Origin of the sequence: Vogesella amnigena (genome assembly GCF_042648905.1) — a bacterium.
Classification (GTDB): domain Bacteria; phylum Pseudomonadota; class Gammaproteobacteria; order Burkholderiales; family Chromobacteriaceae; genus Vogesella; species Vogesella amnigena.
On sequence record NZ_JBHRYH010000005.1, the window covers coordinates 24,586 to 49,845 of the forward strand.

A 25,260-nucleotide genomic window follows, 5' to 3' on the forward strand; every position below is an offset into this window, starting at 1 on the left:
GGCAACGTCGAAAGCCGCCCATGCACTACCAGATCCGCCGCCTTGCCCCCCGCGATGCCGCCGCGCTGCACCGCCTGCGCACCAGCCCCGGCGTGGTACGCAACACCCTGCAACAGCCGTTCCAGTCGCTGGCCAGCGTGCAGCAGCTGCTGGACAACTTTCCGCCGCACATCCACGCACTGGTGGCCTGTACGCCGGATGGCGAGCTGGTGGGCTGTGGCGGCCTGCACCTCAACACCCCGCCACGGCGCCGGCACGCCGCGCTGTTCTTCCTGATGGTGCGCGACGACTGGCAGGGCAAGGGCGTGGGCGGCACCCTGCTGCGCGCGGTGCTGGACTACGCCGACAACTGGCTGGATCTCAAGCGCATCGAGCTGGATGCTGTACACGACAACCACGGCGCCATCGCGCTGTACCAGCGCTACGGTTTCGAGCACGAAGGCGTGGCGCGTGGCTTCAATCTGCGCGAAGGCGTGTACGAGGATGCGGTGCTGATGGCGCGGCTGCGCTTTCGCCCCGGCGAGCATGCGGCCAACGCCGATGCTGCAGCCGGCAGCACGCTGCGCCAGGTCGCGCCGCGCCAGCCGTTCAGCCTGCGCCACAGCGAGCCAGGCGACGCCGCCGGCGTGGCCGCGCTGATGGCGCACGACAGCACACAGAGCAATACCCTGCAACTGCCCTACCCGGACGAAAAAGCCTGGCGCCAGCGGCTGAGCGACAGCAAGTACAGCCTGGTGGCGCAGGATGCCGCCGGCAGTATCATCGGCAATGCCGCCATCTGGCAGCCCGGTGACAACCCGCGGCTGGCGCATATCGCCGAGCTGGGCATCACCGTGCATCCGGCACAGCATGGCCAGGGCGTGGGCAGCGCGCTGCTGCAGGCACTGCTGCAACAGGTGGGCGACTACCTGCCCTACCGCCGGCTGCAGCTGAAAGTGTTCAGCGACAACGCCGCAGCAATTGCGCTGTATGAAAAATACGGCTTTGCCCGCGAAGCCATGCTGCGCGGCGACGGCCTGCGCCATGGCAGCTACCACAACTGCCTGTTGATGGCGCGGACAGTCAAGTCAGCATGAAGAGACGGCAGCTGCGCCAGCTCGCCGCCTACCTGTGGGCAGCGCCCTGCTCGCTGCCGGGGCTGTTGCTGGCCGCCCTGCTGCTGCCCTGCGGCGGTCGCATCCGCCGGCAACAGGGCGCGCTGGAGGTGGCGCTGCCGCCCTGGCGCTGGCTGCGGCGGCTGCCGTTTGCCGCCATCACCCTCGGCCACGTGATCCTGGGACTGGATCTGGCCACCCTGGCGGCACTGCGTCCGCATGAGCAGGTGCACGTACGGCAATTCCAGCGCTGGGGCGTGCTGATGCTGCTGGCCTACCCGGCAGCCAGCCTGTGGCAATGGCTGCGCGGTCGTCGCCCGTACTGGGACAATCCGTTCGAAGTGGCGGCGCGGCGGCAGAGCGGCATTCCGCCGGAGCCGCGCTAGGCTACAACTGCGGCCACGGCAGCGCCGCCGGCGGGTTGGCCGCAAGATAGTCGGCCAGCAGCGCTTGCGGCCAACATTCACCATGCACTGGCGGGCTGCAGAAGCTGAACGATTCGCCATCCAGCAAGAAGCTGAGCGCATAAGCATGCAGATAGGTACGGTCGGCGGCACTGCCGCCGTACAGCGCATCACCGAGTATCGGCGCGCCCAGCGACTTCATTGCCACCCGCAGCTGGTGGGTCTTGCCGCTGCGCGGGCGCAGGATAAACAGCCGCCGCCCCGGCGCCAGCGAGTGGCTGAAGAACTGGGTGACCGCCGGGTTGGCCTGGCTCTGGCACAGCTTCCACGCCCCGCCTCGGCCCTTTTCCATATCGCCCTTGATCAGCCCCTGCTTGCGGTTCGGCTTGGCGTCGGACAACGCCAGGTAGTACTTCTGCACCTCGCGACCGGCAAAAGCAGCGCCCAGTGCGGAAGCCGCAACCTGGCTGCGCGCCACCACGATCAGCCCGGAGGTGACCTTGTCCAGCCGATGCACCGGCCACAGCGCCGCGTCCTGCAGCCCGTCGCGCAGGATGTCGAGCAGGCCGGGCTCATCTCCCTCGCGGTGGAAGCCGACACCCGGCGCCTTGGCGATGACGTAGAAACGGGGGTCGGTGGCGATGAGCTGGAACATGGGGGAGGCTTTCGGGGCGGGAACGGCCGGCATTGTCACCATGCCGCGCCCTCAGGGCAAGCACTCCGGCCATTGCTCGCGCCACACCAGCTGCAGGTGGTGCGGCTCGGCCAGATGCAGCCGGTAGCCCAGCTCGGTATAGAAGGCACGCACCGCCTTGTCGTGGCGGAAGCAGCTGAGCGTCACCTGCTGCCCTGGCCGGCACAGTGCATGCACCGCCGCCATCGCCTGCCGCCCCACGCCCCGGCGGCGGTAGCCGCCCAGCACCACGATCAGATGCAGATGCAGGCCATGCGGCTCGCGGGTGAGGCAGAGCAATGCCTGATCCTGCCCGTGGCGGCGGAACCAGAACAGCGTGCCGCGGGCGAAGCAGTCGGCAAAGCGCAGCCGCTGCTCGGCTTCGTTCCACGCTGCCACCTGCCCCACCACCGCGCGCATGCCGTCGCGGTAGACGGCATAGGCGACGGATTTATCCTGCTCCGGTACCGGGAACAGCACTGACCTGCTCACGATCTGCTACGCATAGCAAAACATCATGCGGTGAGTACGCCTTCGAAATGCTCATTTACCATGTGTAAATTCCGCTTTCTCAGTCATTTTCGCCTTGTCTCGCACAAGCTCGCGAGATCGTGGTCTGTTCTTAGCCCAGCGCTTCTTCCATCTTGCGTGCCGCCAGCCGCATCTGCTTGCGGATCTCGGCCTCGCGGAAGCGCTTCTTGTGGCTTTCGGTATCCAGCGACAGCGGCGGCACCGCCACCGCCTGGCCGTTGTCGTAGGCCACCATGGTGAAGTAGCAGCTGTTGGTGTGGCGCACGCTGCGCTGCTGGATGTTCTCTGCCACCACCTTGATGCCGACTTCCATCGAGGTGCGGCCAACGTGGTTGACGCTGGCGTAGAAGGTAACCATTTCGCCCACGTGGATCGGCTGCTTGAACAGCACCTGGTCCACCGACAGCGTTACCACGTAGCAGCCGGCGTAGCGGCTGGCGCAGGCGTAGGCCACCTGGTCCAGCAGCTTCAGCAGCACGCCGCCGTGTACGTTGCCGGAGAAGTTGGCCATGTCCGGCGTCATCAGTACCGACATGCTCAGCTCGCGCTGATTCATGGTTTGTTCGCTCATTTGCTGCCCTGTCCTTTCTGTTGGGTGCCTCGCAAAGCGCCAGCTTTCGTTGCGATACTGCGTTGCTCGCAAAAAACGCCTCCTGACATATCAAGCATATGCGGCGTCGGCGTTTTTCGTTCGCGTCTTGTCTCGCTTGGAAATCCGGGCTTTTCGAGGCCCCCAAATGGTATCGCGGCGCCTTGGCCGCGCTACCAGCTTTGTTATCGATGACAGCCGCGTACAATGGTGCACTCCACACCACTGCCCGCCGCCATCATGTCTTCTTCCCTGTCACGCCTGTTCCAGTATGCCCGCCACTACCGGCGGGATGCCTATCTTGCCAGCCTGTTCTCCGCCTGCAACAAGTTTTTCGACATCCTGCCCGAGGTTTTGATCGGTGTAGCGGTGGATGTGGTGGTAAGCAAGCAGGATTCCTTCCTGGCCCGGCTAGGCATTACCGACACCTTTCACCAGCTGCTGTGGCTGGGCCTGCTCACCGTGCTGATCTGGGGTGGCGAGTCGCTGTTCGAATACCTGTACCAGCTGCGCTGGCGCAACCTGGCGCAGAACCTGCAGCACGATCTGCGGCTGGATGCCTACCGCCACGTGCAGAAGCTGCCGCTGGCCTATTTCGAGAACAGGAGCACCGGCAATCTGCTGTCCATCCTGAACGACGACATCAACCAGATGGAGCGTTTTCTCAACGGCGGCGCCAACAGCATCATCCAGGTGCTGTGCTCCAGCGTGCTGGTGAGCGGCGTGTTCTTCTACCTGGCCCCCAGCCTGGCAGCCATTGCGCTGTTCCCGGTGCCGCTGATCCTGTTCGGCACCTTCTGGTTCCAGCGCCGCATCGCACCACGCTACGCCGCGGTGCGCGAGGCGGCCGGGGTGGTGAACGGCCGGCTGAACAACAATCTGCTGGGCATTGCCACCATCAAGGCGTTTACCGCCGAGGAGTTCGAGGCCAGTCACATCCGCGAAGCCAGCGAACACTACCGTGCGGCCAACGCCAGCGCCATCCGCCTGTCGTCGGCCATCATCCCGGTGATCCGCATGGCGATTCTGGCTGGCTTCGTGGTGACGCTGGTGTACGGCGGCTATCTGGCGCTGACTGGCGCCATCGGCGTGGGCAGTTACTCGGTGCTGGTGTACCTGACGCAACGCCTGCTGTGGCCGCTTACCGGCCTGGCCGACATTGCCGACCTGTACCAGCGCTCGATGACCGCCATCGACCGTGTGCTGGGCGTACTGGCGGCACCGCTGACCATCGACTACCACGGCAAGCCATTACCGGCAGCGGCAGTATCCGGCCAGCTGGCTTTCAACAAGCTGTCATTCGGCTACGGCGCGCAGCCGGTACTGCATGATGTCTCGCTGCAGGTGCCGGCCGGCCATACCGTGGCCTTTGTCGGCGCCACCGGCTCCGGCAAGAGCACGCTGATCAAGCTGCTGCTGCGCTTTTACGAATCGCCGCACGGCTGCATCACGCTGGATGGCCAGGATATCCGCCAGCTGGCGCTGGCCGACCTGCGCCGCGCCATCGGCTACGTGAGCCAGGACGTGTTCCTGACCGACGGCACGGTGGCGGCCAACATTGCCTACGGCATGCCGCAAGCCAGCCGCGACGCGGTGATTGCCGCCGCGCGCGCCGCCGAGGCCGACGAGTTCATCGCCCGCCTGCCGCAGGGCTACGACACGCCGGTGGGCGAGCGCGGCCAGAAGCTGTCCGGCGGCCAGCGCCAGCGGCTGGCACTGGCACGCGCCATTCTGAAAGACCCGAAGATTCTGGTGCTGGACGAGGCCACCAGCGCGGTGGACAACGAAACCGAGGCGGCGATCCAGCGCTCGCTGCAGGTGGTGTCGCAGGGGCGTACTACGCTGGTGATCGCCCACCGCCTGTCTACCGTGCGCCACGCCGACTGCATCTACGTACTGGAGCATGGCCGCGTGGTGGAAAGCGGCACCCACGAGCAGCTGCTGGCGCTGGATGGCAGCTACGCCGCGCTGTGGCGGCTGCAGACCGGCGAGCGCAGCCACTAAGCACCAGCTTGGCCGCAGGGCTGGCCACCACATCACGGGAGGGCCAGCCACCCGCCCTTGCTGTTGCCACGCAATCTGTGCCATAACGACATCATCCTGCATAAGTAGCTGATTCGTCATGACTATTTCCGGCGCCCTGCCTGCGTACCCATCCAGTGCTGCCCTGGCCAGCACCGGGGGCGGGCTGTCGTCGATTGCTGCCCGCTCCCCCGGCCGCAGCAACAACAGCCAGACCGGCGAGCTGAGCGAAGACGACAAGGTACTGCAGCGCGAACTGCAACGGCGCGACCGTGAAGTGCGCGCCCATGAGCAGGCCCATCTGGCAGCGGCCAGCGGTATCGGCGTCAGCGGCCCGGCTTACGACTACCAGACCGGCCCCGATGGCGTGCGTTATGCCATCGGCGGCAATGTGCGTATCGATGTCTCCCCCGGCCGCAGCCCGGAAGATACCGCCGAAAAAGCCCGTACCATCCAGCGCGCCGCACTGGCGCCGGCCCAGCCATCCGGCACCGATCTGGCAGTAGCCGCCCGCGCGCGGCAGATGGAGCTGCAGGCGCTGGCCGAGCAGGCACAGCAACGGCAGCAACAGGGCAAGGTGAGCCAGGCCTACCAGCCCGCCTCCACCGACAGCAATACGCTGGGCAACGGCATCGACACCCAGGCCTGAACCAGGGCTACAACCAGCGCCGCACCCGCTGACAGTAGGCGCGATAGCCGTCACCAAAGTGTGCGGCCAACGCGCGCTCCTCCGGCGCTATCTGGAAGCGGCTGATCCACAGCACGAACAGCAGCGGCCCCAAGACGCTGAGCCAGTTGCCCAGCCAAAGTGCCCAGGCCAGCAACAGGCACAGCATGCCCAGGTACATCGGGTTGCGGCTGATGCGGTAAAAGCCGCTTACCACCAGCGCGCTGCTGTTTTGCGGCCGCAGCGGGTTCACCGTGGTTCGCAGGCGGAGAAAACTCAGCACCGCGCTGCCGTCCAGCAGCAACCCCAGCGCCACCAGCGGCCATGCCAGTGCCGCCGGCAAGGGCATGACGGCTTGCGGCAGCCAGCCATGCAGGCCATACATCAACAGTGCGCACAGCAACCCCACCAGCGGCGGTGGCACCCGGCATTCCAGCCAGCGCATAGTCTTACTCCCTGATTGCCCGCGCCAGGCGCAGGCCGTTGAAAATCACCAGCAGGCTGGCGCCGACATCGGCAAACACCGCCATCCACAGGCTGGCCACACCGGCCAGCGCCAGTACGAAGAATACCGCCTTGATCGCCAGCGCCAGCACGATATTGGCGCGTAGCACCGCCATGCTGCGGCGGGCATGGGCGAACAGTTGCGGCAGCTTGTCGAGGCGATCCTCCATCAGCGCCACCTGCGCGGTTTCCAGCGCCACGTCACTGCCGGCCGCGCCCATGGCGATGCCCAGATCTGCCTGCGCCAGCGCCGGCGCGTCGTTGACACCATCGCCCACCATCGCCACCGCGCCGTGACCTGCCTGCGCCCGGATGCTGGCGAGCTTGTCTTCCGGCAGCAGTGCGCCAGCGGCATCGGCAATACCGGCGGCGGCGGCGATGCGCTCCACTTCCGCCGCGTGATCGCCGGACAGCACCAGCAGGCGCATGCCCTGGCGCTGCAAGGCGGCTACCGCCGCCACCGCCTCTGGACGCAGGCTGTCCGCCACTTGCAGCGTGGCCAGAAGCTCACCATCGCGGCACAGCAGCATGCCGCCACGCTTGTCATGCTCGCTACCGTCGAGCGCGGCGGCATCCAGCCCCAGCCTTGCGGCCAACCTGGCATTGCCGAGGCCATAACGTACGCCGCCGATGCTGGCGATGACGCCCTCGCCTGCCAGCTCCTGCAAGCCCTCGGCCGGCAACAGCGCAATGCCCTGCTGCTGCGCCGCCTGTAGCACCGCGCGGGCCAGCGGGTGGGTGGAGTGCGCCTCCAGGCTGGCGGCCAGCTGCAGCGCGCGGTGCTGCTCCAGCACCGCAGCCAGACAGCGGATGTCGGCCAGTACCGGTTGGCCGCGTGTCAGCGTGCCGGTCTTGTCCAGTGCCACCACCCGCACGCGGGCGGCGGTTTCCAGCGCCGCGCCGCCCTTGATCAGCATGCCGTGGCGCGCAGCGGCGGACAGTGCCGACACCAGCGTTACCGGCGTGGCGATCACCAGCGCGCACGGGCAGGCAATCACCAGCAGCACCAGCGCCTGGTACAGCGCCTGCTGCCACGGCAGCCAGCCGGCCAGCGGCGCGGCAACGGCGAACAGCACGGCCAGCGCCACCACCAGCGGGGTGTACACCGCGGCAAAGCGGTCGATGAAACGCTGGGTAGCCGCCTTGCCGGCCTGCGCGTCGCGCACGCGGGCGATGATGCGCGCCAGCAGGCTGCCATCGGCAGCGGCAGTTACCTGCACCGTTACCAGCCCGGCACCGTTGATGGTGCCGGCAAACACGGCATCGCCCGGCCCCTTGGCCAGCGGCAGGCTTTCGCCATTGATCGCCGCTTCGTCAAAATCGCTGCGGCCGCTGACGATGTGCCCGTCCAGCGGCACGCGCTCGCCGGGGCGCACCCGCACCATGCGGCCAACGGCCACGCTGTCCGCCGCCACCTGCTGCCAATCCTCACCCTGCTGCACCCAGGCCAGCTCCGGCTTGAGCGCCATCAGTGCGCGCACCGCCGCGCCGGCGCGCGCCAGCGACATCGCCTCCAGCCGCTCGGACAGCGCAAACAGGAACAGCACCATCGCCGCCTCCGGCCACTGCCCCAGCAGCATGGCGCCGGCTACCGCCAGGCTCATCAGAAAGTAGATATTCAGGCTGCGGCTTTTCAGCGCGTACCAGCCCTTGCGTGCGGTGCTGCGCCCGCCCAGCAGCATCGATGCCGCCGCCAGCACCACCACCGGCCAGCCGGTTTCCGCCTGGCCGGCAAACACCAGTGCCTCCGCCAGCAGTGCCAGTGCGCCGGAGACGAGCAGCGGCCAGCGCGCAGGCTGCGCCGGGGCAGCAAGGTTGGCCGCATCGCGCTGCAGCTCGGCGGCCAGGCCGGTAGCTGCCAGCGCCTGCTGCACGGCGGCCAGGCTGGCGCCCTGCTGGTGCACGATCAGCGTGCGCTCGATGTAGTTGAAGTCCAGCCGCAGCACGCCGGCCATGCCATGCAATGCCTTTTCCACCATGCGACCCTCGGTGGGGCAATCCATGCCCGGAATCGCCAGCCGCCACGGCTGGCTGCCCGCAGGTGGCGCCGCAGCCGGTGCCACGCTGGCAGCAGCGTCGCAGGCGTCGTGCGCGTGCTGATGGCCGTGGCCGTGTGCATGATCATGATGATGGTCGTGGTGATGGTGATGGTCATGCTCAGGCTCAGGTGCCTGGTCGTGCCGCTGTTGCAGCGGCAACAGCGTCGCGTCGCTCTGGCATGCCCCGTTACCGGGTTGGCAGCATTTGGCCATGGTGGTCTCCGCAGTGATTTGCAGCATTGCAAACCCTGTAGCTACTATAAGGTCAAGCATAGATTCCGGAGACAGCCATGCAAATCGGCGAACTGGCAAAAAAGAGCGGTTGCGATACCGAAACCATCCGCTACTACGAACGCGAGGGCCTGCTGCCGGCACCGGCCCGCACCGCCAGCGGCTACCGCCGCTACGAACCACCGCATCTGGAGCAACTGGCCTTCATCCGCCACTGCCGCTCGCTGGATATGTCGCTGGCCGATATTCGCCGCCTGCAGGATTACCACCTACACCCGTCCGCCGCACCCTGCGACGACATCAACGCGCTGCTGGATGCGCAGCTTGGCCGCATCCAGCAGCAGATCGCCAGCCTGCAGCGGCTGGAGCAGCAGCTGCTCAGCCTGCGTGCGCGCTGCGATGCGCCGCATACCGTGGCCGACTGCGGCATTCTCAAGACCCTGGAACATGCCGCCAGCGGCGATGGCTGTGCCTGCCATGCCGACAGCGACCAGCCCTGAGCCGGCACTTGGCCGCACGCCCGGCTGCTTGTATAGTTGCCGACCGTTGGCCGCATGATGCTGTAACTTGTTAAAATTTATTAATAAATTGCCACCAGGCGGCTACAGACCGGAAACATTCAACCTGGATTCAGTAATGACCTTGCCCCGTTTTTCCCTGCTGGCGGCTCTGGCGGTCAGCGCCAGCCTGCTGTGCACCTCCATCGCCCACGCCTCGCTGTACTCCGTGTCGGAAAGCATCAGCACTACCGTAGGCAGCATTTCCGATTCCGTGCGCGGCTCATCCAAGGCCATCAATGTGGCGGAAGGTGACTACAAAGTCATCGCCGTGGCACAGGCCGAAGACAAACCGGGCCACACCCGCCTGACCCTGCAGGCAGCTGGCGATGCGCAGCAGGCGCCGTTCTTCCTGTTCGTGCCGGCGGCCGGCGGCCAGAACCGCGTCGCCAAGGGTGACATCGTTACCGCCAGCAAGCGCCCCTACGGCCTCGCCTTTGCCGAGGCCGAAGCCACCACGCCGTTTGTGCTGGTGCTGGACCAGGCCTGGCTGCAGGAGCTGCAACCGAAAATCGTTTCCTGAGCGGCAATGGCACTTGTCTTCCGCTGCAGCCTGCTGGCGCTGGTGCTGCTCGTCACGACAGCGGCACATGCCGGCTCGCGGCTGTTCTGTGACCGGCCAGCGCGCCAGAGCCCCGGCCAGCAGGAACAGCTACTGCTGTTTGGCGCCGCCGTACGCGAGCAGCTGGAACAGTCCGGCCATGAGGCTGCCATCGTGGCGCGCGCCGGGCTGGACCTGGCCCGCTTCGGCATACGCTACAGCCACGCCGGCATCAGCCTGAAGCACAGCCCCAACACGCCGTGGTCGGTACGGCAGCTGTATTACGCCTGCGATGATCAGCAGCCGCACCTGTACGATCAGGGCCTGTCCGGCTTCGTGCTGGATAGCCGGCAGCAGGACAGCGTATACGCATCGATATTGCTGTTGCCGCCGGAGGCAGAACAGGCGGTGAGCAGCGCCGCGCTGGACCGGCAGCGGGCGATGGCGGTGCTGTCCCCCGACTACAGCGCCAATGCCTATGCTTTCTCCACGCAGTACCAGAACTGCAACCAGTGGCTGCTGGAGCTGCTGGCCAGCGCCTGGGGGCGGCCGCCTGCCGATGCTCCGCCACGCGCCGCCGCGCAGCAGTGGCTGCAGACACAGCGCTACCAGCCCAGCCAGGTGGATGTGAAATACGGCTTCATGGTATGGGCAGCCTGGCTGGTACCGCTGCTGCACAACAGCGACCACCCTGCGGCCAACCTGTCGGCACGGCAGTACCAGGTCAGCCTGCCGGCGGCCATCGAGCAGTTCGTGCGCCAGCAATGGCCGGACAGCCAGCGGCTGGAACTGTGCGCTCGCGGCAGGCAGCTGGTCATTCACCGCGGCTGGGACAATATTGCCGAAGGCTGCGTGCCGGCAGCGCAGGACGAAGTCCGCCAGCTGGGCTGAGCGCTGCCAGCGTCATTTTTCTTGCCTGTCGCCCGCGGTAGGCCACACTGAAAGCTGTCCGGCAACTCTCCCCCCGAGGTGTCGCATGCGCTCAGGCATTCTGCTTGGCTGGCTACTGCTGTCCATGTCCGCACAAGCCGCCCCACTGCTGACCGTGACCGAAGACTGGCCACCCTATACCACCCTGCACAACCCGCAGCAGGCAGATGGCGCCTATGCCCGCGTGGTACGCACCGCCCTGCAGCGCAGCGGGCTGCCGGACAGTATCGAAGTCTACCCGTGGGCACGCAGCCTGGCGCAGGCACGGGTACGGCCGGATACCCTGCTGTTTGCCGTGGCACGCACCAGCCAGCGCGAAACGCAGTACCAGTGGCTGGCACGGCTGGACACCGTGGCGGTATATCTGTGGCACCGCCCCGGCATGGCAAGCCAAAGCCTGGCGCAGGCCAGGGACTGCTGCAATATCTGCACGGTAAGACAGGATGCCAATCTGGAAGCACTACGTGCCGCCGGCTTCGCGGCAGCGCATCTGCTACAGGCCAACAGCCATGCCGACTGCCTGCGCCTGCTGCAACACGGCAGCGTGCACTACCTGGCGCTGCCCGGCCCGCTGGTGAAGATGCTGCAGCAACAGCAAGGTCTGCCCGCCGACAGCCTGCAGCGTGGCCCGCTACTGCAGCGCTTCGACGTCTATCTGGCCGCCAGCCATGGCACCAGCCCCACTATCACCCAGCCACTGCAGCGCACCCTGCAGCAGATGCAGCGCAGCGGTGAGAGCCGCCGGATCATCGCCAGCACCCTGCAGCAGGCCACCCTGCCACCCTGAATCACTGCCGCCACCACCAGCTGGTATCCGGCAGCGGGTCACCCGCTGGCAGTATCGGGTTGTTCAGCTGCAGCACGCGACGCGGATGTGCACGCAGCGCTGCAATTTCCACCGCGTGGTACTGCTCGAACAAGCGGCGCAGCGAACCATCCGCCAGCGCCAGCTTGAGGCCACGCTCGATACGCTGAGCCAGGGCAGGATTATCCTTGCGCACCCAGAAATACACCGGATAGGGGAAATACAGCGCCAGAGAAGGCTCCAGCATCAGTTGCGGGAATTGCGCGCGGCGCTGCAGCAACTCACGCTGCGCCTCGTTCAGGCCACGCGGAAAGGCATCGAACCGTGCTGCGGCCAACATCCGGAACAGGTTTTCATAGCCGGAGGCCTTCACCACCGACAAACCATTGGCCTCCATGATAGGCACATCCGCCCAGGCCTCGTTGAGGCCAAAATGCAAGCGGCGCAGGCCAGCCAGATCCAGCCCGGCAAAGCGCTGCACGGTGGCCGCCCGGATGATCAGCACCCGGAATCCCACCATGCCACGGCTGATATCGATCTTCACCGGCAGCATGCGCGCCTCGCGCTCGACATTGGTGCCAAGTGCCAGCACATCAATGCCTGCGCCCCCCTGCAACAGCTGCATGGCACGGTCCTGCGACAGCTCTCCGGCAAAGGGTTGCAGCGTCAGGGGGCCTCCGGCCGGAGCATGCGCCAGCGCCAACTCCAGTACTTTCCAGCGATAGGCATAGATCGGCCCCGCCGGGAAATAATGCAGCGTTTGCGCCGCGTGCAGCAGCGACGACAGCAATAGCAAGCACAGTCCGAGCAAGCCCGGGCGCCAGACGGCGATTGCGCCTTCAGCCTTCATCACCCCACCCCCTGTCGTGGCCGGCATGCTCGTGTGTTATCAGCATAGCCCTGGTAGCTGCGGCAGGCCGCGATATAAGAAAAGCCCACGGCTTTGCCGTGGGCTTTTCAATGATTTGGCTCCCCGAGCTGGGCTCGAACCAGCGACCTGCGGATTAACAGTCCGTCGCTCTACCAACTGAGCTATCAGGGAACACAACTTGTAGAAATACTGGCAAGCCAGCACTTCGAATGCTTTTGGCTCCCCGAGCTGGGCTCGAACCAGCGACCTGCGGATTAACAGTCCGTCGCTCTACCAACTGAGCTATCAGGGAACACAACTTGTGGAAATACTGGCGAGCCAGCACTTCGAATGCTTTTGGCTCCCCGAGCTGGGCTCGAACCAGCGACCTGCGGATTAACAGTCCGTCGCTCTACCAACTGAGCTATCAGGGAACATTTTTACTGCGTTTTCTTGAAACTGGCTCCCCGAGCTGGGCTCGAACCAGCGACCTGCGGATTAACAGTCCGTCGCTCTACCAACTGAGCTATCAGGGAATCGCTTCAAGAGGTGCGCATTTTAGGTAACACTTCGATATTCGTCAAGCCTGAAAATGGAAACTTTTCAGGCCTGACGGTACTTTCAGCGCTTAGCCTTCGTTGCGGGTCTGTACCTGCACCAGTTCCACCGGGGCGACTTCCGCCACGTCACGCACCAGCTCGCGACGACGCTTGCCCTTGGGTTCTTCTGCAGCTTCAACAGCTTGCGGCTGTTCGCTGGCGGCACGAGTGGTAACCATTACCAGGCCACCCAGGTCGGCTGGCGCCACGACTTCGGCAACTGCCGGCTTCGCTTCAGCAACCGGGGCCACAGCAACTTCAGCAACCGCCGGCACGACTACAGCGGCTTCGGCATCGACTGCTGCAGCCAGCTCCACGGCCTCGGCGACTTCCACCACCTCGGCAACCGGTGCGTCCTGCGGCACCACTGCAGCCAGTTCCACCACGGCTTCGGCAGCCAGTACCTGCGGCGCGACCACTTGCAACTCCTGCACCACCTCAGCCGGCTCTTCTGCCGGAGCCGCTACTGCCGGCTGCTGGGCAGGCACTTCCGCTACAGTCTCGGCCACTTCAACAGCGCCTGTTTCGACGGCAGCCGTTTCGACAGCAGCCGTTTCGACAACTACAGGCGCCACGGCCACGGCATCAGCTACCGGTGCAGCCACTTCGCTGGCGGCAGTTTCTGCGGCAACCACTGCCACGTTGGCCGCAACAGCAGCTTCGCCGGATTCGCCGGCAGCGGCCTCGCCGGACTCGGCTACGTTGCCATCATCACGACGATCACGGCGGGAACGGCGACGGCGGCGCTCACGCGGCTCGCGCTGCTGCTCGCCAGCTTCCACTGCCTGCGGCTGCTCAGCGCTGCCGGTTTGCTCAGCGGCCTGCTCGGCTGCCTCGGCCACGGCTTCCTGCACGGCTTCGGCGTTGGCGGCGGCTACCTGGGCTTCCTTGCCGGCATCGCGGTTGCGCTCGCGGCGACGCTCATTGCGCGGTTCACGCGCCTCACGTTGCTGCGGTGCATCGCCTTCCACCTGCTCGTTACGCACGGCATTTTCACGCGGCTCACGGGCTTCGCGCGGCTCGCGTTCGCGACGCGGGGCACGTTCCTGGCGCGGCTGCTGCTCGTCACGCGCGGCGGCATCCTGCGGCTGGCCACCACGGCGGCGCTCGTCCTGCTGGCGCGGCTGACGTTCTTCGCGGTTGCCATCACGGCCACCACGCTGCTCGTCACGCTCGCGGCGCTGCTGGCCATTGCCGTTGCCACGGCGCTCATTGCGCTGACGCGGGCCGCGCTGTTCGCGCGCCACAGGCTTCTTGGCCTCGGTCTTCACTTCGGCCGGTGCGGCAGGCGCCTCACCCAGCAGGCCCTTGAACCAGCCCACGATCTTGCCGATCAGGCCACCTTCTGCCGCAGCGGCGGCAGCTGCCGGCGCAACGGGCGCCGCTACCGGCTCGGCCACGGTCGGTGCCGGTTGTGCCGGGGTAATGCCCTTGACGGCGGCTTCCTGACGCTCCGGCTTGGCCTTGTCCTGGCCGAACGGCAGTACGTCATCCTGCTCCGGCATTTCCACGCGGCGGTAGCTCGGCGCATCGCCGATTTCGGCCAGGTCGTCGTGACGCACGCGCACGATCTGGTAATGCGGGGTTTCCAGATGCAGATTGGGGATCAACACCACGGACACATCGAGGCGCGCCTCGATGGCATAGATTTCGGCACGCTTCTCGTTGAGCAGGAAGGTAGCCACATCCACCGGCACCTGTGCGTGCACCGCACCGGTGTTTTCCTTCATTGCCTCTTCCTGGATGATGCGCAGGATGTGCAGGGCGGAGGATTCGATACCGCGGATGAAGCCGATGCCATGACAACGCGGGCACGGCACGTGGCTGGTTTCACCCAGCGACGGCTGCAGGCGCTGACGGGACAGTTCCAGCAGGCCGAAGCGCGACAGCTTGCCCATCTGTACGCGGGCACGGTCATGCTTCAGCACGTCACGCAGACGGTTTTCCACGTCACGCTGGTTCTTGGTGTTCTCCATATCGATGAAGTCGATGACGATCAGGCCACCCAGGTCGCGCAGGCGCAGCTGACGGGCGATCTCTTCCGCGGCTTCCAGGTTGGTGCGGAAGGCGGTGTCTTCGATGTCGGCGCCCTTGGTGGCGCGGGCGGAGTTCACGTCCACCGAAACCAGGGCTTCGGTGTGGTCGATCACGATGGCACCACCGGACGGCAGGGTTACGCTGCGCGAGAAGGCGGTTTCGATCTGGTGTTCGATCTGGAAACGGGAGAACAGCGGTACCGGGTCCTTGTACAGCTTCACGCGGCCAACGTTGTTGGGCATCACGTGGCTCATGAACTGGCGGGCCTGTTCGTAGATTTCTTCGGTATCGATGAGGATTTCGCCGATATCCGGCTGGAAGTAGTCGCGGATGGCGCGGATAACCAGGCTGCCTTCCTGCAGGATCAGGAACGGCGCGGACTGGGCACCGGCGGCGCTGTCAACGGCACGCCACAGTTGCAGCAGGTAGTTCAGGTCCCACTGCAGCTCTTCCAGATTGCGGCCGATGCCGGCGGTACGGGCGATCAGGCTCATGCCACCCGGCACTTCCAGCTGCGACAGCAGGTCTTTCAGCTCCTGACGCTCTTCACCCTCGATGCGGCGCGATACGCCACCGCCACGCGGGTTGTTCGGCATCAGCACCACGTAGCGGCCGGCCAGGCTGATGTAGGTGGTCAGTGCAGCGCCCTTGTTGCCGCGCTCGTCCTTCTCCACCTGCACCACCACTTCCATGCCTTCGCGCAGAACGTCCTGGATACGCGGACGGCCGCCATCGAAGTTCTGGAAATAGGAACGGGCAACTTCCTTGAACGGCAGGAAACCGTGACGTTCGGTGCCGTAGTCGACAAAGCAGGCTTCCAGCGAAGGCTCGATGCGGGTGATCGTGCCCTTGTAGATATTGCCCTTGCGTTGCTCCTTGCCTACGGTCTCGATGTCGAGATCGATGAGCTTTTGCCCATCAACAATGGCGACGCGCAGCTCTTCGGCCTGCGTCGCATTGAACAGCATGCGTTTCATTAAAAAAAGTCCCTGTGCGCACACTCACGCAAGGGGTACAGCAAGTATTTGACGGCCCAATGTCTGAGATGGGCGCATTCCGAAAGAAGCGTTAGGTAAAGAGCGCAATACAACGATGTACTAAGCCGACTTCCTGTCTTAATGTCACGTGGCCCCCGGCCGCCTGGATTCCAGGCTGTCCGGTATCAATGCTGTTCCCTCCGGATGACTTCATGCTGGCGGGAACGAATGGGTTGCGGCAGGCCACGCCGGGTCAAACTTTGCTGCGAACCCCGTAACAGGCTTGTTGTCGCGGGGTGGAATCTGGCGTGAGTGCGTCATGCATGTAAATGCATTAACATCGCTACTTTGCGGTGAGCGAGACAACCTTGGCTGCGTCCGGGAAACCGGCGTCAGGTCTGGCACTAAGCCAGCCGGCCAGTCGGTGTAGCGCAGCAGCGCCGCGGACATTCTGTCTGCGACCCCAAATCCGGTAAGCTTCAAGCCATAATTTCGGGCAAAAAGCTTACGAAGTATAAGCATTATGACTGACATTCGCAAAGATTCTGTAACCCTGCATCAAGTGGACGAAAACGGCGCCGAGCAAAGACTGGACAATTACCTGGTCAAGTTGCTGCGCGGCGTCCCCAAAAGCCATATCTATCGCATCATCCGCTCCGGCGAGGTGCGCGTGAACAAGGGCCGCGCCAAGGCCGAAACCAAGCTGGCCAGCGGCGACGAGTTGCGCATTCCGCCGATTAGGGTGGCGGAACGCCCGGCACAGGATGCGGTACCCGGCTGCGAATTTCCCATCGTGTACGAGGACGACGCGCTGCTGGTAATCAACAAGCCGGCCGGCGTCGCAGTGCATGGCGGCAGCGGCGTGTCCTTCGGTGTGATCGAGCAGCTGCGCCGCGCCCGCCCCGAGGCACGCTACCTGGAGCTGGTGCACCGCCTGGACCGCGAGACCTCCGGCCTGCTGATGATCGCCAAGAAACGCTCGGCGCTGGTAAAGCTGCACGAGATGATCCGCAACGACGTGCCGCAGAAGCGCTATTTCGCTCTGGGGCTGGGCAGCTGGCCGGCCAATGTGCAGCACGTCAAATTGCCGCTGCACCGCTTTCACACCCCCAGCGGCGAACGCATGGTACGCGTGGATGCCGACCAGGGTATCTACGCGCATACTATTTTCACCGTGCAGCAGCGCTACCGCGGGTTTACGCTGGTAGAAGCGCTGCTGCGCACCGGGCGCACACACCAGATCCGCGTGCACATGCAGGCCAGCGGCTGCCCGATTGCCGGCGACGAGAAATACGGCGATTTTGCCGCCAACCGCGAGCTGCAGAAGCGCGGCCTCAAGCGCATGTTCCTGCATGCGGCCAACCTGGCATTGCCGCACCCACTGACCGGTGAGCCATTGGCCCTGCACGCGCCGCTGCCGCCGGAACTGACCCGTTTTCTGGATACCCTGACGCATGAAGCATGAACTTGATCTGATCGTGTTCGACTGGGACGGCACGCTGATGGACTCCACCGCCCATATCGTGCATTCCATCCAGGCGGCCTGCCGCGACCTGGGCCTGCCCACGCCGCCGCGCGAGCGCGCCAGCCATGTCATCGGCCTGGGATTGGTGGATGCCATGCGCCACGTCTGCCCTGGCCTGCCGGAAAGCGGCTACCAGGACATGGTGCAGGCCTACCGTCACCACTACCTGTCCGGCGACGAAACCATCGAACTGTTCGAAGGCGTTGCCGAAGGCCTGGCCGCGCTGGAAGACGCCGGCTACCTGCTGGCAGTCGCCACCGGCAAGAGCCGCGTCGGGCTGGATCGCGTATTGGCCGCCACCGGCCTTGGCCGGCACTTCCTCACCACCCGCACCGTGGACGAGTGCCAATCCAAGCCGCACCCGGAAATGCTGCTGCAGATCACCGACCAGCTGGGCATGCTGCCGGCCCGCACGGTGATGGTGGGCGACACCACTCACGACCTGCTGATGGCGCGCAATGCCGGCACCATGGCGGTGGGCATGAGCTACGGTGCCCACCCGGTGGAAGACCTGGAAGACTGCGAACCGCGCGCCATCTTCCACAGTTTTGCCGAACTGCAGGCATGGCTGCTGTCCGGCAACTGATTGCTTGCAGCGAGCAGCTGCAGGAAGGCGGCCTGGGAGTGCGCTTCACCGTGCAGCTGGCCGGCGAGCCCACCCCTGCCGCCGCATTTGCCATTCGCTATGCAGGCAAGGTGCACGCCTACCTCAACCGCTGCCGTCACGTGCCCACCGAACTGGACTGGCAGGACGGCCGCTTCTTCGACTTCAGCGGCCACTACCTGATCTGCAGCCTGCATGGCGCGCTGTACCTACCGGAAAGCGGCCAGTGCGTGGCTGGTCCCTGCAATGGGCGCAGCCTGTTCAAGCTGCGGATAGAGGAATGTGACGGCCAGGTATACTATCTGGCCGAAACTACCAGCTGACATAAGGAATCGACGTGGAACAGGAACCGCACTGGGAACGCCAGCTGATCGAAAAACTGGCCAGCGCAGGGCTGATCGAGCAGCGCCGCACGCGACGCTGGAAGACCTTCTTCCGCCTGATGTGGCTGGGCGTGGCACTGCTGGCGCTGTACGGCCTGTTCAGCACGCCGGCGCTGGAGAACCACAACGGCGCGCACACCGCGCTGGTAGCACTGGACGGCGTCATCGACAGCGAAAGCCAGGCCAGCGGCAAATTGCTGGAAGGCCTGCAGCAGGCCTACGACGACAGCAATACCCGCGGCATCATCATTCGCGCCAACAGCCCTGGTGGCAGCCCGGCGCTATCCGGCATAGCCAATGACGAAATCCGCCGCCTCAAGTCGCTGCATCCGAACATTCCGCTGTACGTGGTGGTGGAAGAAGTGTGCGCCTCCGGCTGCTACTACATTGCCGCCGCCGCCGACCGCATCTACGTGGACAAGGCCAGCCTGGTCGGCTCCATTGGCGTGATCTCGGAAGGCTTTGGTTTCAACAAGGCAATGGACAAGCTCGGCATTGAGCGGCGCCTGGCCACCGCCGGCAGCAACAAGGGCATGGGCGACCCGTTCTCGCCGCAGGAGCCAAAACAGGAGGCAATTCGCCAGTCCTTGCTGAACGACATCCACCAGCAATTCATCGCCGTGGTGAAACAGGGCCGCGGCCAACGTCTGAAGAATGACCCGGAGCTGTTCAGCGGCCGGGTATGGCTGGGCAGCGGCGCCGTGCCGCTGGGCCTGGCCGATGGCCTGGGCTCGGTGAACTCAGTGGCGCGCGAAGTGATCAAGGCGGAAACAGTTGTGGACTTCACCCCGGACGACGACTTTGCCAGCCGCGTGGCGCGCCAGGTTGGCGTGGCTTTCCGCGGCAGCGTGAGCTCGTTGTTCGATCTGCGCTGGCGCTAAGCGCCAGCCAGCCTGGAGGATTGACATGGCACGACGTCGCAGACGGGAAGAAGAACACGAGAACCACGAACGCTGGCTGGTTTCCTACGCCGACTTCATCACCCTGCTGTTCGCCTTTTTCGTGGTGATGTATTCGATCTCGCAGGTGAACGAGGGCAAGTACCGGGTACTGTCCGGCGCCATGATGGATGCCTTCCGCAGCGGCAGCCTGGCCATTCAGGCTACCCCGCCGTCCGGTAGCGCCAACACCATGATCGAAGTCCCCAACACCAAGCCGATTGCCAATGCGGTAAAGGGCGAGGCGCGCATCCGCGAACGGCAGAAACTGGAGGCCCTCACCAGCGGCCTGTCGAAAACGCTGTCGCCGCTGATCCAGGGCGGCCAGCTGTCGATGAACCAGGACGACGAAGGCATCCATATCGAGATTCGCGATACCGCGCTGTTCCCCACCGGCCAGGCTGCCCCGCTGGGCAATTCGCCGCAGCTGCTGGCCAGCGTGGCACGACAACTGGCCATGGTGGACAACCAGATCCGCGTGGAAGGCTTCACCGACAACACCCCGATCCGCAACGCGGTGTATCCGTCCAACTGGGAGCTGTCTGCCGCACGCGCCGGCAGCATCGTGCGCCTGTTCATGGAAAACGGCATAGCTCCGGACCGGCTGGTAGCCGTTGGCCGCGCCGAAACCAAGCCGGCCGCCGACAACGGCACCATGGAAGGCCGCGCCAGGAACCGCCGCGTGGCCATTACCGTGATTTCCAATACTGCGCTGCAGCAAAGTGATGTACCAAATGCTGGCAGCCCTTCCTCCAACCCCTGATCGCTGACGCCCGGATACTCTCCATGACCACGCACATCACACCAGCCGCCCTGGCCCAACTGTTTACCGATGCCCGCACCCACACTCACTGGCAGGATCGCCAGGTCAGCGAAGCGACACTGCGCGAACTGTTCGATCTGCTGAAGATGGGCCCGACCAGCGCCAACAGCTCACCGGCGCGCTTCGTGTTCGTGCAATCCCCCGAAGCCAAGGCCAGGCTCAAGCCCTGCCTGTCGGAAGGCAATGTCGACAAGACCATGCAGGCGCCGGTTACCGTCATCGTCGCCATGGACATGCAGTTCTATGAACAGCTGGGCAAGCTGTATCCGCACAGCCCGGACGCGCGCAGCTGGTTTGCCGGCAACGATGCGGTGATCCACAGCACCGCCTTCCGCAACAGCTCGCTGCAGGGTGCCTACCTGATCATGGCAGCCCGCGCACTGGGGCTGGATTGCGGCCCGATGTCCGGTTTCGATGCCGCCAAGCTGGAAGCCGAGTTCTTCCCGCAGGGCAATATCAAGGCCAACTTCCTGATCAATCTGGGTTATGGCGAGGCCGGCAGGCTGCATGCGCGCTCACCGCGCTTTGCCTTCGAAGACGCCTGCCAGATCGTGTAATCCCCCCTGTTGCCCGCGCCCGGTTATAATGCCGGGCGTTTTCATTTCCCGGAGTCACCATGCTTTACCCCCTGATACGCCCCTTGCTGTTCAAGACCGATGCGGAAAATGCGCATGAAATGACACTGAAGATGCTGGATCTTTCGCACCAGCTGCAGCTGTCCGGTCTGGTAGCAGGCAAGGTTGGCCGCAACCCGGTAAAAGCCATGGGACTCACCTTCCCCAACCCGGTGGGCCTGGCCGCCGGCCTGGACAAGAACGGCGACCACATCGACGCGCTGGCGGCGCTCGGTTTCGGTTTCATTGAAATCGGCACCGTCACCCCGCGGCCACAGGATGGCAACCCCAAGCCACGCCTGTTCCGCGTGCCGGAGCACCAGGGCATCATCAACCGCATGGGCTTCAACAACAAGGGCGTGGATGCCCTACTGCAGAACGTGCGCCAGAGCCGCTTCAAGGGCATCCTCGGCATCAATATCGGCAAGAACGCCACCACGCCGATCGAGCAGGCCAAGGACGACTACCTGATCTGCCTGGACAAGGTGTACGAGTGTGCCAGCTACGTCACCGTCAATATCTCCTCGCCCAATACCAAGAACCTGCGTCAGCTGCAGCAGGCCGATGAACTGTCCGACCTGCTGCTGGCACTGAAGAATCGCCAGTCGCGGCTGGCCGACCAGTACGGCCGCTACGTGCCGCTGGCAGTGAAGATCGCGCCTGACCTGGACGATGAACAGATCGACGCCATCGGCCGCCTGCTGATGCAGCACCAGCTCGATGCGGTGATCGCCACCAACACCACACTGTCGCGTAGCGAAATTGCCGGCCACCCGTTGGAAAACGAGGCTGGCGGCCTGTCCGGCGCGCCGGTGCGCGAGCGCTCCACCCAGCTGATCCGCAAGCTGGCCCGCACCCTGGACGGCGCCCTGCCCATCATTGGCGTGGGCGGTATCCTGTGCGGCGAAGACGCGAAGGAAAAAATCGATGCCGGCGCCACCCTGGTACAGCTGTACTCCGGCCTGATCTACCGCGGCCCGGAGCTGATCGCCGAGTGCGCCAAGGCTCTGCAGGCGCGCTAAGCCTGCGGCAGCAATGACAATGCCCACCTTGCGGTGGGCATTTGTGTTTGCGGCCAACAGTTACGTCGCTGCGTCACCTGGCGGGAATGGCACCCAGCGCCCTTCGAACAAACGCTCCAGCGGCTGATAGCGCTGCTTGTAGGCCATCTTCGGTGACTCGCCGATCCAGTAGCCCAGGTACACGTGCGGCAAACCCAGGCTGCGGGCCTGCTCCACCTGCCACAGCACCCCGTAGACGCCATAGCAAGCGCCGGCGACATCGGGGTCAAAAAAGGTATACACCGCCGACATGCCGTCATCCAGATGATCGATCAGGCTGACCATGCGTAGCACGCCATCTTCGCGGAATTCCACCAGCGAACTGTTCACCCGGCTCTTCAGAATGAACTCGGCATACTGCGCCGGATCGTCCTCCGACATGCCGCCGCCATCGTGCCGCGCCTTCTGGTAGCGACAATACAGCTGGTAGTGCTCCTCGCTGAACTGCAGCGGCAGGCTGTGGCTGCTGAGGCCGGCATGCCGCTGCCAGGCGCGGCGCTGGCTGCGATCCGGCACAAAGCGCGCCACCGGGATGCGCACCGGGATGCAGGCCTGGCAGTCATCGCAATACGGACGGTAGGTAAAGTGCCCGCTGCGACGAAAGCCCAGGCTTACCAGCCTGGAATACACGCTGCCATCGATGGCATCGGCCGGTATCGCCACCTGCGAACGCGCCTGCCTGCCCTCCAGATAGCTGCAGGCATAGGGCGCAGTGGCATAGAAATGAATGATCGCTACAGCATCATCACGATGGCTCATTGCAGAACTCGGTGGCCCACAGGGAAGCAGGCGCTGGCAGTCGGATATACGTTTCGAGTCTAGCAACAAATTCGGCACGTGGAATCAGTTGCGCGCCCAGGCTTTCCAGATGCGGTGTGAACAGCTGGCAGTCGATCATGCCGAAACCATTGCCGAACAGCACTTCCGCCAGCCGGACCACGGCGATCTTGGAGGCATCGGTAACACGGTGAAACATGGATTCGCCATAGAACATGCGGCCAACCGCCACGCCGTACAGCCCGCCTACCAGCCGGCCCTGCTGCCAGACTTCGGCGGAATGGGCATGGCCCGCCGCATGCAGCGCGCAGTAGGCGGCGATCATGTCCTCGGTGATCCAGGTGCCGCTCTGGCCGACACGCGGTGCGGCACAAGCCCGCATCACCGCCTCGAAATCACGGTCGAAACAGAAGGTGTATGGCTTGTTGCGCAGCGACTTGGCCAGCGAGCGGGTGACTCGCAGCTTGTCCGGCTGCAGCACCATGCGCTGCGATGGCGCCCACCACAGTATCGGATCGCCAGGGGAAAACCAGGGGAAGATGCCGCGCTGATAGCCAGCCAGCAGGCGGCCACTACTCAGGTCACCACCTACGGCCAGCAGGCCGTCAGGTTCGGCCAGCGCGCGAGAGACAGCTGGGAATTCGTAAGCGTCGCCCAGCAGCGGGATCATCGCTTGTAGGTTTTGGGAGCGGTACCGGCGCAGTCGCTGCATTCGCCATACAGGTACAGCGAATGTTCCTGGATGGTAAAGCCGTGCTGGGCGGCAATGCGGTTCTGCAGTTCTTCGATCTGCGGATCGAAGAACTCGGTTACCTTGCCGCAGCGGTAGCACACCATGTGGTCGTGGTGGCCGCCTTCGTTCAGCTCGTATACCGCCTTGCCGGATTCGAAATGGTGGCGCACCAGAATACCGGCCTGCTCGAACTGGGTCAGCACGCGGTAAATGGTAGCCAGGCCGATATCAGCATCCTCGGACAGCAGCTTCTTGTATACATCTTCGGCGGACAGGTGACGTTCATTGCTGTTTTCAAACAGATCCAGAATACGCAGACGCGGTCCGGTGGCCTTGAGGCCGATGCCTTTCAGATGGCTGGCTTTGTTCATGAGTTTGCGGTGTATATCGTGGTTGGCAGTCTTCCAGTATGATAAAGCCTTTCAGCAGATTCCCCAACTATGAAGGTAGCCATGGCCAAACTGCTCAAGCCCGCTCTCGTGCTCTCCGCCCTGCTGTTGGCAGGTTGCAGCAGCCTCAATCCGCTGAACTGGTTCTCCGCCCATCGCATGGACATCCAGCAAGGCAACTATGTGACCGAGGACGTGGTTGCCCGCGTGAAACCGGGCATGAACCGCTCGCAGGTGCGCTTCCTGCTGGGCACCCCGCTGTTGACCGATATCTTCCACGCCAACCGCTGGGACTACCTGTACCGCATCGAGCGCCCGGGCAAGCCGCTGGAGGAAAAGAGCCTGGTGGTGTATTTCAATGCCAATGACCAGGTGGAACGTATCGAAGGCCAGGCTTTCCCTGCCCTGCGTCCGCAACTGGATGCCAGCAACGCAACTGGACAAGTAACACAATGAGCACCCTGAACGTCGTCATCGTCGGCGCCGGCGGCCGCATGGGCCGCACGCTGATCGAATCCGTACTCGAAACCCCGAATGCCCGCCTGCACGCCGCCCTGGAACGTGAAGGTTCGCCGTTCATCGGCCAGGATGCCGGCCTGTTCATGGGCCGCGATACCGGCGTGAAGATCAGCAGCGACTTCAACGCCGCGCTGGATGGCGCCAGCGTGGTGATCGACTTCACCCGCCCGGAAGGCACGCTGGCCCACATGGCCGCCTGCGTGGAGCGGAACGTGCAGATGATCATCGGCACCACCGGCTTCGACGACGCCGGCAAGGCCGCCATCCAGGCTGCCGGCGAGAAGATCGGCATCGTGTTTGCGGCCAACTTCAGCGTGGGCGTGAACCTCACTTTCAAGCTGCTGGACATGGCTGCCCGCGTGCTGGACGAAGGTTACGATATCGAGATTACCGAAGCGCACCACCGCTTCAAGGTAGACGCCCCGTCCGGCACCGCGCTGCGCATGGGCGAAGTGGTTGCCAATGCGCTGGGCCGCGACCTCAAGCAATGCGCGGTATACGGCCGCGAAGGCGTTACCGGCGAGCGTGACCCCGGCACCATCGGCTTTGCCACCGTGCGCGCCGGCGACGTGGTGGGCGACCACACCGTGCTGTTCGCCGCACTGGGCGAGCGCGTGGAGATCACCCACAAGGCTTCCAGCCGTGCGACCTTCGCCAATGGCGCGGTACGTGCAGCCAAATGGCTGGCGGACAAGCCGCACGGCCTGTTCGACATGCAGGACGTGCTTGGCCTGCGTTAAGAATAGATTCACGATCTCGCGAGCTAGGGCGAGACAAGGCAAAAATGGCTGAGGAAGCGGAGTTTACAAGTGGTAAATGAGCATTTCGAAGCCGTTTTTAACGC

Annotated in this window: 27 protein-coding genes and 4 tRNA genes; 17 read left to right on the forward strand and 14 right to left on the reverse strand. The window is 64.6% G+C overall.

Features of this window, described 5'->3' with window-relative positions:
• The first annotated feature begins 20 nt into the window (after nucleotides 1-20).
• Together ACFOKJ_RS01850 and ACFOKJ_RS01855 are read left to right on the forward strand one after the other, a co-directional pair.
• Nucleotides 21-1,076: a GNAT family N-acetyltransferase gene (locus ACFOKJ_RS01850; RefSeq protein ID WP_390276296.1), complete on the forward strand. Its 1,056-nt coding sequence runs from the start codon at nucleotides 21-23 to the stop codon at nucleotides 1,074-1,076.
• Nucleotides 1,073-1,480 carry a hypothetical protein gene (locus ACFOKJ_RS01855; RefSeq protein ID WP_390276297.1) on the forward strand — a complete coding sequence of 136 codons (408 nt, stop codon included), beginning with the start codon at nucleotides 1,073-1,075 and terminating at the stop codon, nucleotides 1,478-1,480. Before ACFOKJ_RS01850 ends, ACFOKJ_RS01855 begins: the two co-directional genes overlap by 4 nt.
• Before the next feature lies 1 nt (nucleotide 1,481).
• Here the strand turns inward: ACFOKJ_RS01855 and ACFOKJ_RS01860 are convergent, their stop codons facing one another.
• The 3 genes from ACFOKJ_RS01860 to ACFOKJ_RS01870 form a co-directional block, all read right to left on the reverse strand.
• Nucleotides 1,482-2,153: a TIGR01621 family pseudouridine synthase gene (locus tag ACFOKJ_RS01860; protein WP_390276298.1), complete on the reverse strand. Its 672-nt coding sequence runs from the start codon at nucleotides 2,151-2,153 to the stop codon at nucleotides 1,482-1,484.
• Between the two features lie 51 nt (nucleotides 2,154-2,204).
• Nucleotides 2,205-2,663 (reverse strand): GNAT family N-acetyltransferase, encoded by a 459-nt coding sequence (locus tag ACFOKJ_RS01865; RefSeq protein WP_390276299.1) that lies wholly within the window; start codon nucleotides 2,661-2,663, stop codon nucleotides 2,205-2,207.
• A 130-nt stretch (nucleotides 2,664-2,793) separates the two neighbouring features.
• Nucleotides 2,794-3,273 (reverse strand): acyl-CoA thioesterase, encoded by a 480-nt coding sequence (locus ACFOKJ_RS01870; RefSeq protein ID WP_390276300.1) that lies wholly within the window; start codon nucleotides 3,271-3,273, stop codon nucleotides 2,794-2,796.
• A 258-nt stretch (nucleotides 3,274-3,531) separates the two neighbouring features.
• Between ACFOKJ_RS01870 and ACFOKJ_RS01875 the strand changes: the two genes are divergently transcribed.
• Nucleotides 3,532-5,295, forward strand: coding sequence for an ABC transporter ATP-binding protein (locus ACFOKJ_RS01875; protein ID WP_390276301.1), 1,764 nt, complete (start codon nucleotides 3,532-3,534; stop codon nucleotides 5,293-5,295).
• A gap of 118 nt (nucleotides 5,296-5,413) precedes the next feature.
• The gene (locus tag ACFOKJ_RS01880) at nucleotides 5,414-5,962 is read left to right on the forward strand and encodes a putative metalloprotease CJM1_0395 family protein (protein WP_390276302.1); all 549 of its coding nucleotides are present in this window, start codon (nucleotides 5,414-5,416) and stop codon (nucleotides 5,960-5,962) included.
• A gap of 7 nt (nucleotides 5,963-5,969) precedes the next feature.
• On the opposite strand, the gene ACFOKJ_RS01885 is transcribed toward ACFOKJ_RS01880, so the two are convergent.
• Both ACFOKJ_RS01885 and ACFOKJ_RS01890 read right to left on the reverse strand, forming a co-directional pair.
• Nucleotides 5,970-6,425: a methyltransferase family protein gene (locus tag ACFOKJ_RS01885; protein ID WP_390276303.1), complete on the reverse strand. Its 456-nt coding sequence runs from the start codon at nucleotides 6,423-6,425 to the stop codon at nucleotides 5,970-5,972.
• Nucleotides 6,426-6,429: 4 nt separating this feature from the next.
• Complete coding sequence (locus ACFOKJ_RS01890) at nucleotides 6,430-8,763, reverse strand: heavy metal translocating P-type ATPase (RefSeq protein WP_390276304.1); 2,334 nt, start codon at nucleotides 8,761-8,763, stop codon at nucleotides 6,430-6,432.
• Between the two features lie 50 nt (nucleotides 8,764-8,813).
• On the opposite strand from ACFOKJ_RS01890, the gene cadR reads away from it, so the two are divergent.
• The 4 genes from cadR (at nucleotide 8,814) to ACFOKJ_RS01910 (ending at nucleotide 11,569) form a co-directional block, all read left to right on the forward strand.
• Nucleotides 8,814-9,254 carry a Cd(II)/Pb(II)-responsive transcriptional regulator gene (gene cadR, locus ACFOKJ_RS01895; protein WP_390276305.1) on the forward strand — a complete coding sequence of 147 codons (441 nt, stop codon included), beginning with the start codon at nucleotides 8,814-8,816 and terminating at the stop codon, nucleotides 9,252-9,254.
• A 136-nt stretch (nucleotides 9,255-9,390) separates the two neighbouring features.
• Nucleotides 9,391-9,834: a hypothetical protein gene (locus tag ACFOKJ_RS01900; RefSeq protein ID WP_390276306.1), complete on the forward strand. Its 444-nt coding sequence runs from the start codon at nucleotides 9,391-9,393 to the stop codon at nucleotides 9,832-9,834.
• A gap of 6 nt (nucleotides 9,835-9,840) precedes the next feature.
• Nucleotides 9,841-10,743, forward strand: coding sequence for a DUF2145 domain-containing protein (locus ACFOKJ_RS01905; RefSeq protein ID WP_390276307.1), 903 nt, complete (start codon nucleotides 9,841-9,843; stop codon nucleotides 10,741-10,743).
• An 85-nt stretch (nucleotides 10,744-10,828) separates the two neighbouring features.
• Nucleotides 10,829-11,569, forward strand: a complete 741-nt coding sequence (locus ACFOKJ_RS01910; RefSeq protein ID WP_390276308.1) for a substrate-binding periplasmic protein — start codon at nucleotides 10,829-10,831, stop codon at nucleotides 11,567-11,569.
• Between the two features lies 1 nt (nucleotide 11,570).
• Here ACFOKJ_RS01910 and ACFOKJ_RS01915 read toward each other — a convergent pair whose 3' ends face one another.
• From ACFOKJ_RS01915 to rne, 6 genes are all read right to left on the reverse strand, one after another.
• Entirely contained in the window at nucleotides 11,571-12,437 is an 867-nt protein-coding gene (locus ACFOKJ_RS01915) for a substrate-binding periplasmic protein (RefSeq protein ID WP_390276309.1), read from the reverse strand.
• A 116-nt stretch (nucleotides 12,438-12,553) separates the two neighbouring features.
• Nucleotides 12,554-12,629 (reverse strand) — tRNA-Asn (locus ACFOKJ_RS01920).
• A 45-nt stretch (nucleotides 12,630-12,674) separates the two neighbouring features.
• Nucleotides 12,675-12,750 (reverse strand) — tRNA-Asn (locus tag ACFOKJ_RS01925).
• Nucleotides 12,751-12,795: 45 nt separating this feature from the next.
• Nucleotides 12,796-12,871, reverse strand: a tRNA-Asn gene (locus ACFOKJ_RS01930).
• Nucleotides 12,872-12,897: 26 nt separating this feature from the next.
• A tRNA-Asn gene (locus ACFOKJ_RS01935) sits at nucleotides 12,898-12,973 on the reverse strand.
• Between the two features lie 92 nt (nucleotides 12,974-13,065).
• The gene (rne, locus tag ACFOKJ_RS01940; protein WP_390276310.1) at nucleotides 13,066-16,050 is read right to left on the reverse strand and encodes a ribonuclease E; all 2,985 of its coding nucleotides are present in this window, start codon (nucleotides 16,048-16,050) and stop codon (nucleotides 13,066-13,068) included.
• Between the two features lie 523 nt (nucleotides 16,051-16,573).
• Here rne and ACFOKJ_RS01945 point away from each other — a divergent pair.
• From ACFOKJ_RS01945 to ACFOKJ_RS01975, 7 genes are read left to right on the forward strand one after another with little or no spacing between them, the layout of a single operon-like run.
• Entirely contained in the window at nucleotides 16,574-17,515 is a 942-nt protein-coding gene (locus ACFOKJ_RS01945; protein ID WP_390276311.1) for an RluA family pseudouridine synthase, read from the forward strand.
• Nucleotides 17,505-18,161 carry an HAD-IA family hydrolase gene (locus tag ACFOKJ_RS01950; protein WP_390276312.1) on the forward strand — a complete coding sequence of 219 codons (657 nt, stop codon included), beginning with the start codon at nucleotides 17,505-17,507 and terminating at the stop codon, nucleotides 18,159-18,161. The genes ACFOKJ_RS01945 and ACFOKJ_RS01950 overlap by 11 nt, the downstream gene beginning before the upstream one ends.
• On the forward strand, nucleotides 18,140-18,502 hold the full coding sequence (locus ACFOKJ_RS01955; protein WP_390276313.1) for a Rieske (2Fe-2S) protein: 363 nt from the start codon (nucleotides 18,140-18,142) through the stop codon (nucleotides 18,500-18,502). Before ACFOKJ_RS01950 ends, ACFOKJ_RS01955 begins: the two co-directional genes overlap by 22 nt.
• A 14-nt stretch (nucleotides 18,503-18,516) precedes the next feature.
• Complete coding sequence (locus ACFOKJ_RS01960) at nucleotides 18,517-19,443, forward strand: S49 family peptidase (RefSeq protein ID WP_390276314.1); 927 nt, start codon at nucleotides 18,517-18,519, stop codon at nucleotides 19,441-19,443.
• Between the two features lie 25 nt (nucleotides 19,444-19,468).
• Entirely contained in the window at nucleotides 19,469-20,263 is a 795-nt protein-coding gene (gene motD / locus ACFOKJ_RS01965; RefSeq protein WP_390276315.1) for a flagellar motor protein MotD, read from the forward strand.
• A gap of 23 nt (nucleotides 20,264-20,286) precedes the next feature.
• Nucleotides 20,287-20,880, forward strand: coding sequence for a malonic semialdehyde reductase (locus ACFOKJ_RS01970; RefSeq protein WP_390276316.1), 594 nt, complete (start codon nucleotides 20,287-20,289; stop codon nucleotides 20,878-20,880).
• 59 nt (nucleotides 20,881-20,939) lie between these two features.
• Nucleotides 20,940-21,959 (forward strand): quinone-dependent dihydroorotate dehydrogenase, encoded by a 1,020-nt coding sequence (locus ACFOKJ_RS01975; protein WP_390276317.1) that lies wholly within the window; start codon nucleotides 20,940-20,942, stop codon nucleotides 21,957-21,959.
• Nucleotides 21,960-22,019: 60 nt separating this feature from the next.
• Here the strand turns inward: ACFOKJ_RS01975 and ACFOKJ_RS01980 are convergent, their stop codons facing one another.
• Genes ACFOKJ_RS01980 through fur form a run of 3 tightly spaced genes read right to left on the reverse strand, consistent with a single transcriptional unit; the run spans nucleotide 22,020 to nucleotide 23,879 of the window.
• Nucleotides 22,020-22,757, reverse strand: a complete 738-nt coding sequence (locus ACFOKJ_RS01980; protein WP_390276318.1) for an arginyltransferase — start codon at nucleotides 22,755-22,757, stop codon at nucleotides 22,020-22,022.
• Nucleotides 22,744-23,445: a leucyl/phenylalanyl-tRNA--protein transferase gene (gene aat / locus ACFOKJ_RS01985; protein WP_390276319.1), complete on the reverse strand. Its 702-nt coding sequence runs from the start codon at nucleotides 23,443-23,445 to the stop codon at nucleotides 22,744-22,746. Before aat ends, ACFOKJ_RS01980 begins: the two co-directional genes overlap by 14 nt.
• Nucleotides 23,442-23,879: a ferric iron uptake transcriptional regulator gene (fur, locus tag ACFOKJ_RS01990; protein ID WP_390276320.1), complete on the reverse strand. Its 438-nt coding sequence runs from the start codon at nucleotides 23,877-23,879 to the stop codon at nucleotides 23,442-23,444. The genes aat and fur overlap by 4 nt, the downstream gene beginning before the upstream one ends.
• An 81-nt stretch (nucleotides 23,880-23,960) precedes the next feature.
• Between fur and ACFOKJ_RS01995 the strand changes: the two genes are divergently transcribed.
• Together ACFOKJ_RS01995 and dapB are read left to right on the forward strand one after the other, a co-directional pair.
• The gene (locus ACFOKJ_RS01995; protein WP_390276321.1) at nucleotides 23,961-24,353 is read left to right on the forward strand and encodes an outer membrane protein assembly factor BamE; all 393 of its coding nucleotides are present in this window, start codon (nucleotides 23,961-23,963) and stop codon (nucleotides 24,351-24,353) included.
• Nucleotides 24,350-25,156 (forward strand): 4-hydroxy-tetrahydrodipicolinate reductase, encoded by an 807-nt coding sequence (gene dapB, locus ACFOKJ_RS02000; protein ID WP_390276322.1) that lies wholly within the window; start codon nucleotides 24,350-24,352, stop codon nucleotides 25,154-25,156. Before ACFOKJ_RS01995 ends, dapB begins: the two co-directional genes overlap by 4 nt.
• The last annotated feature ends 104 nt before the right edge of the window (nucleotides 25,157-25,260 follow it).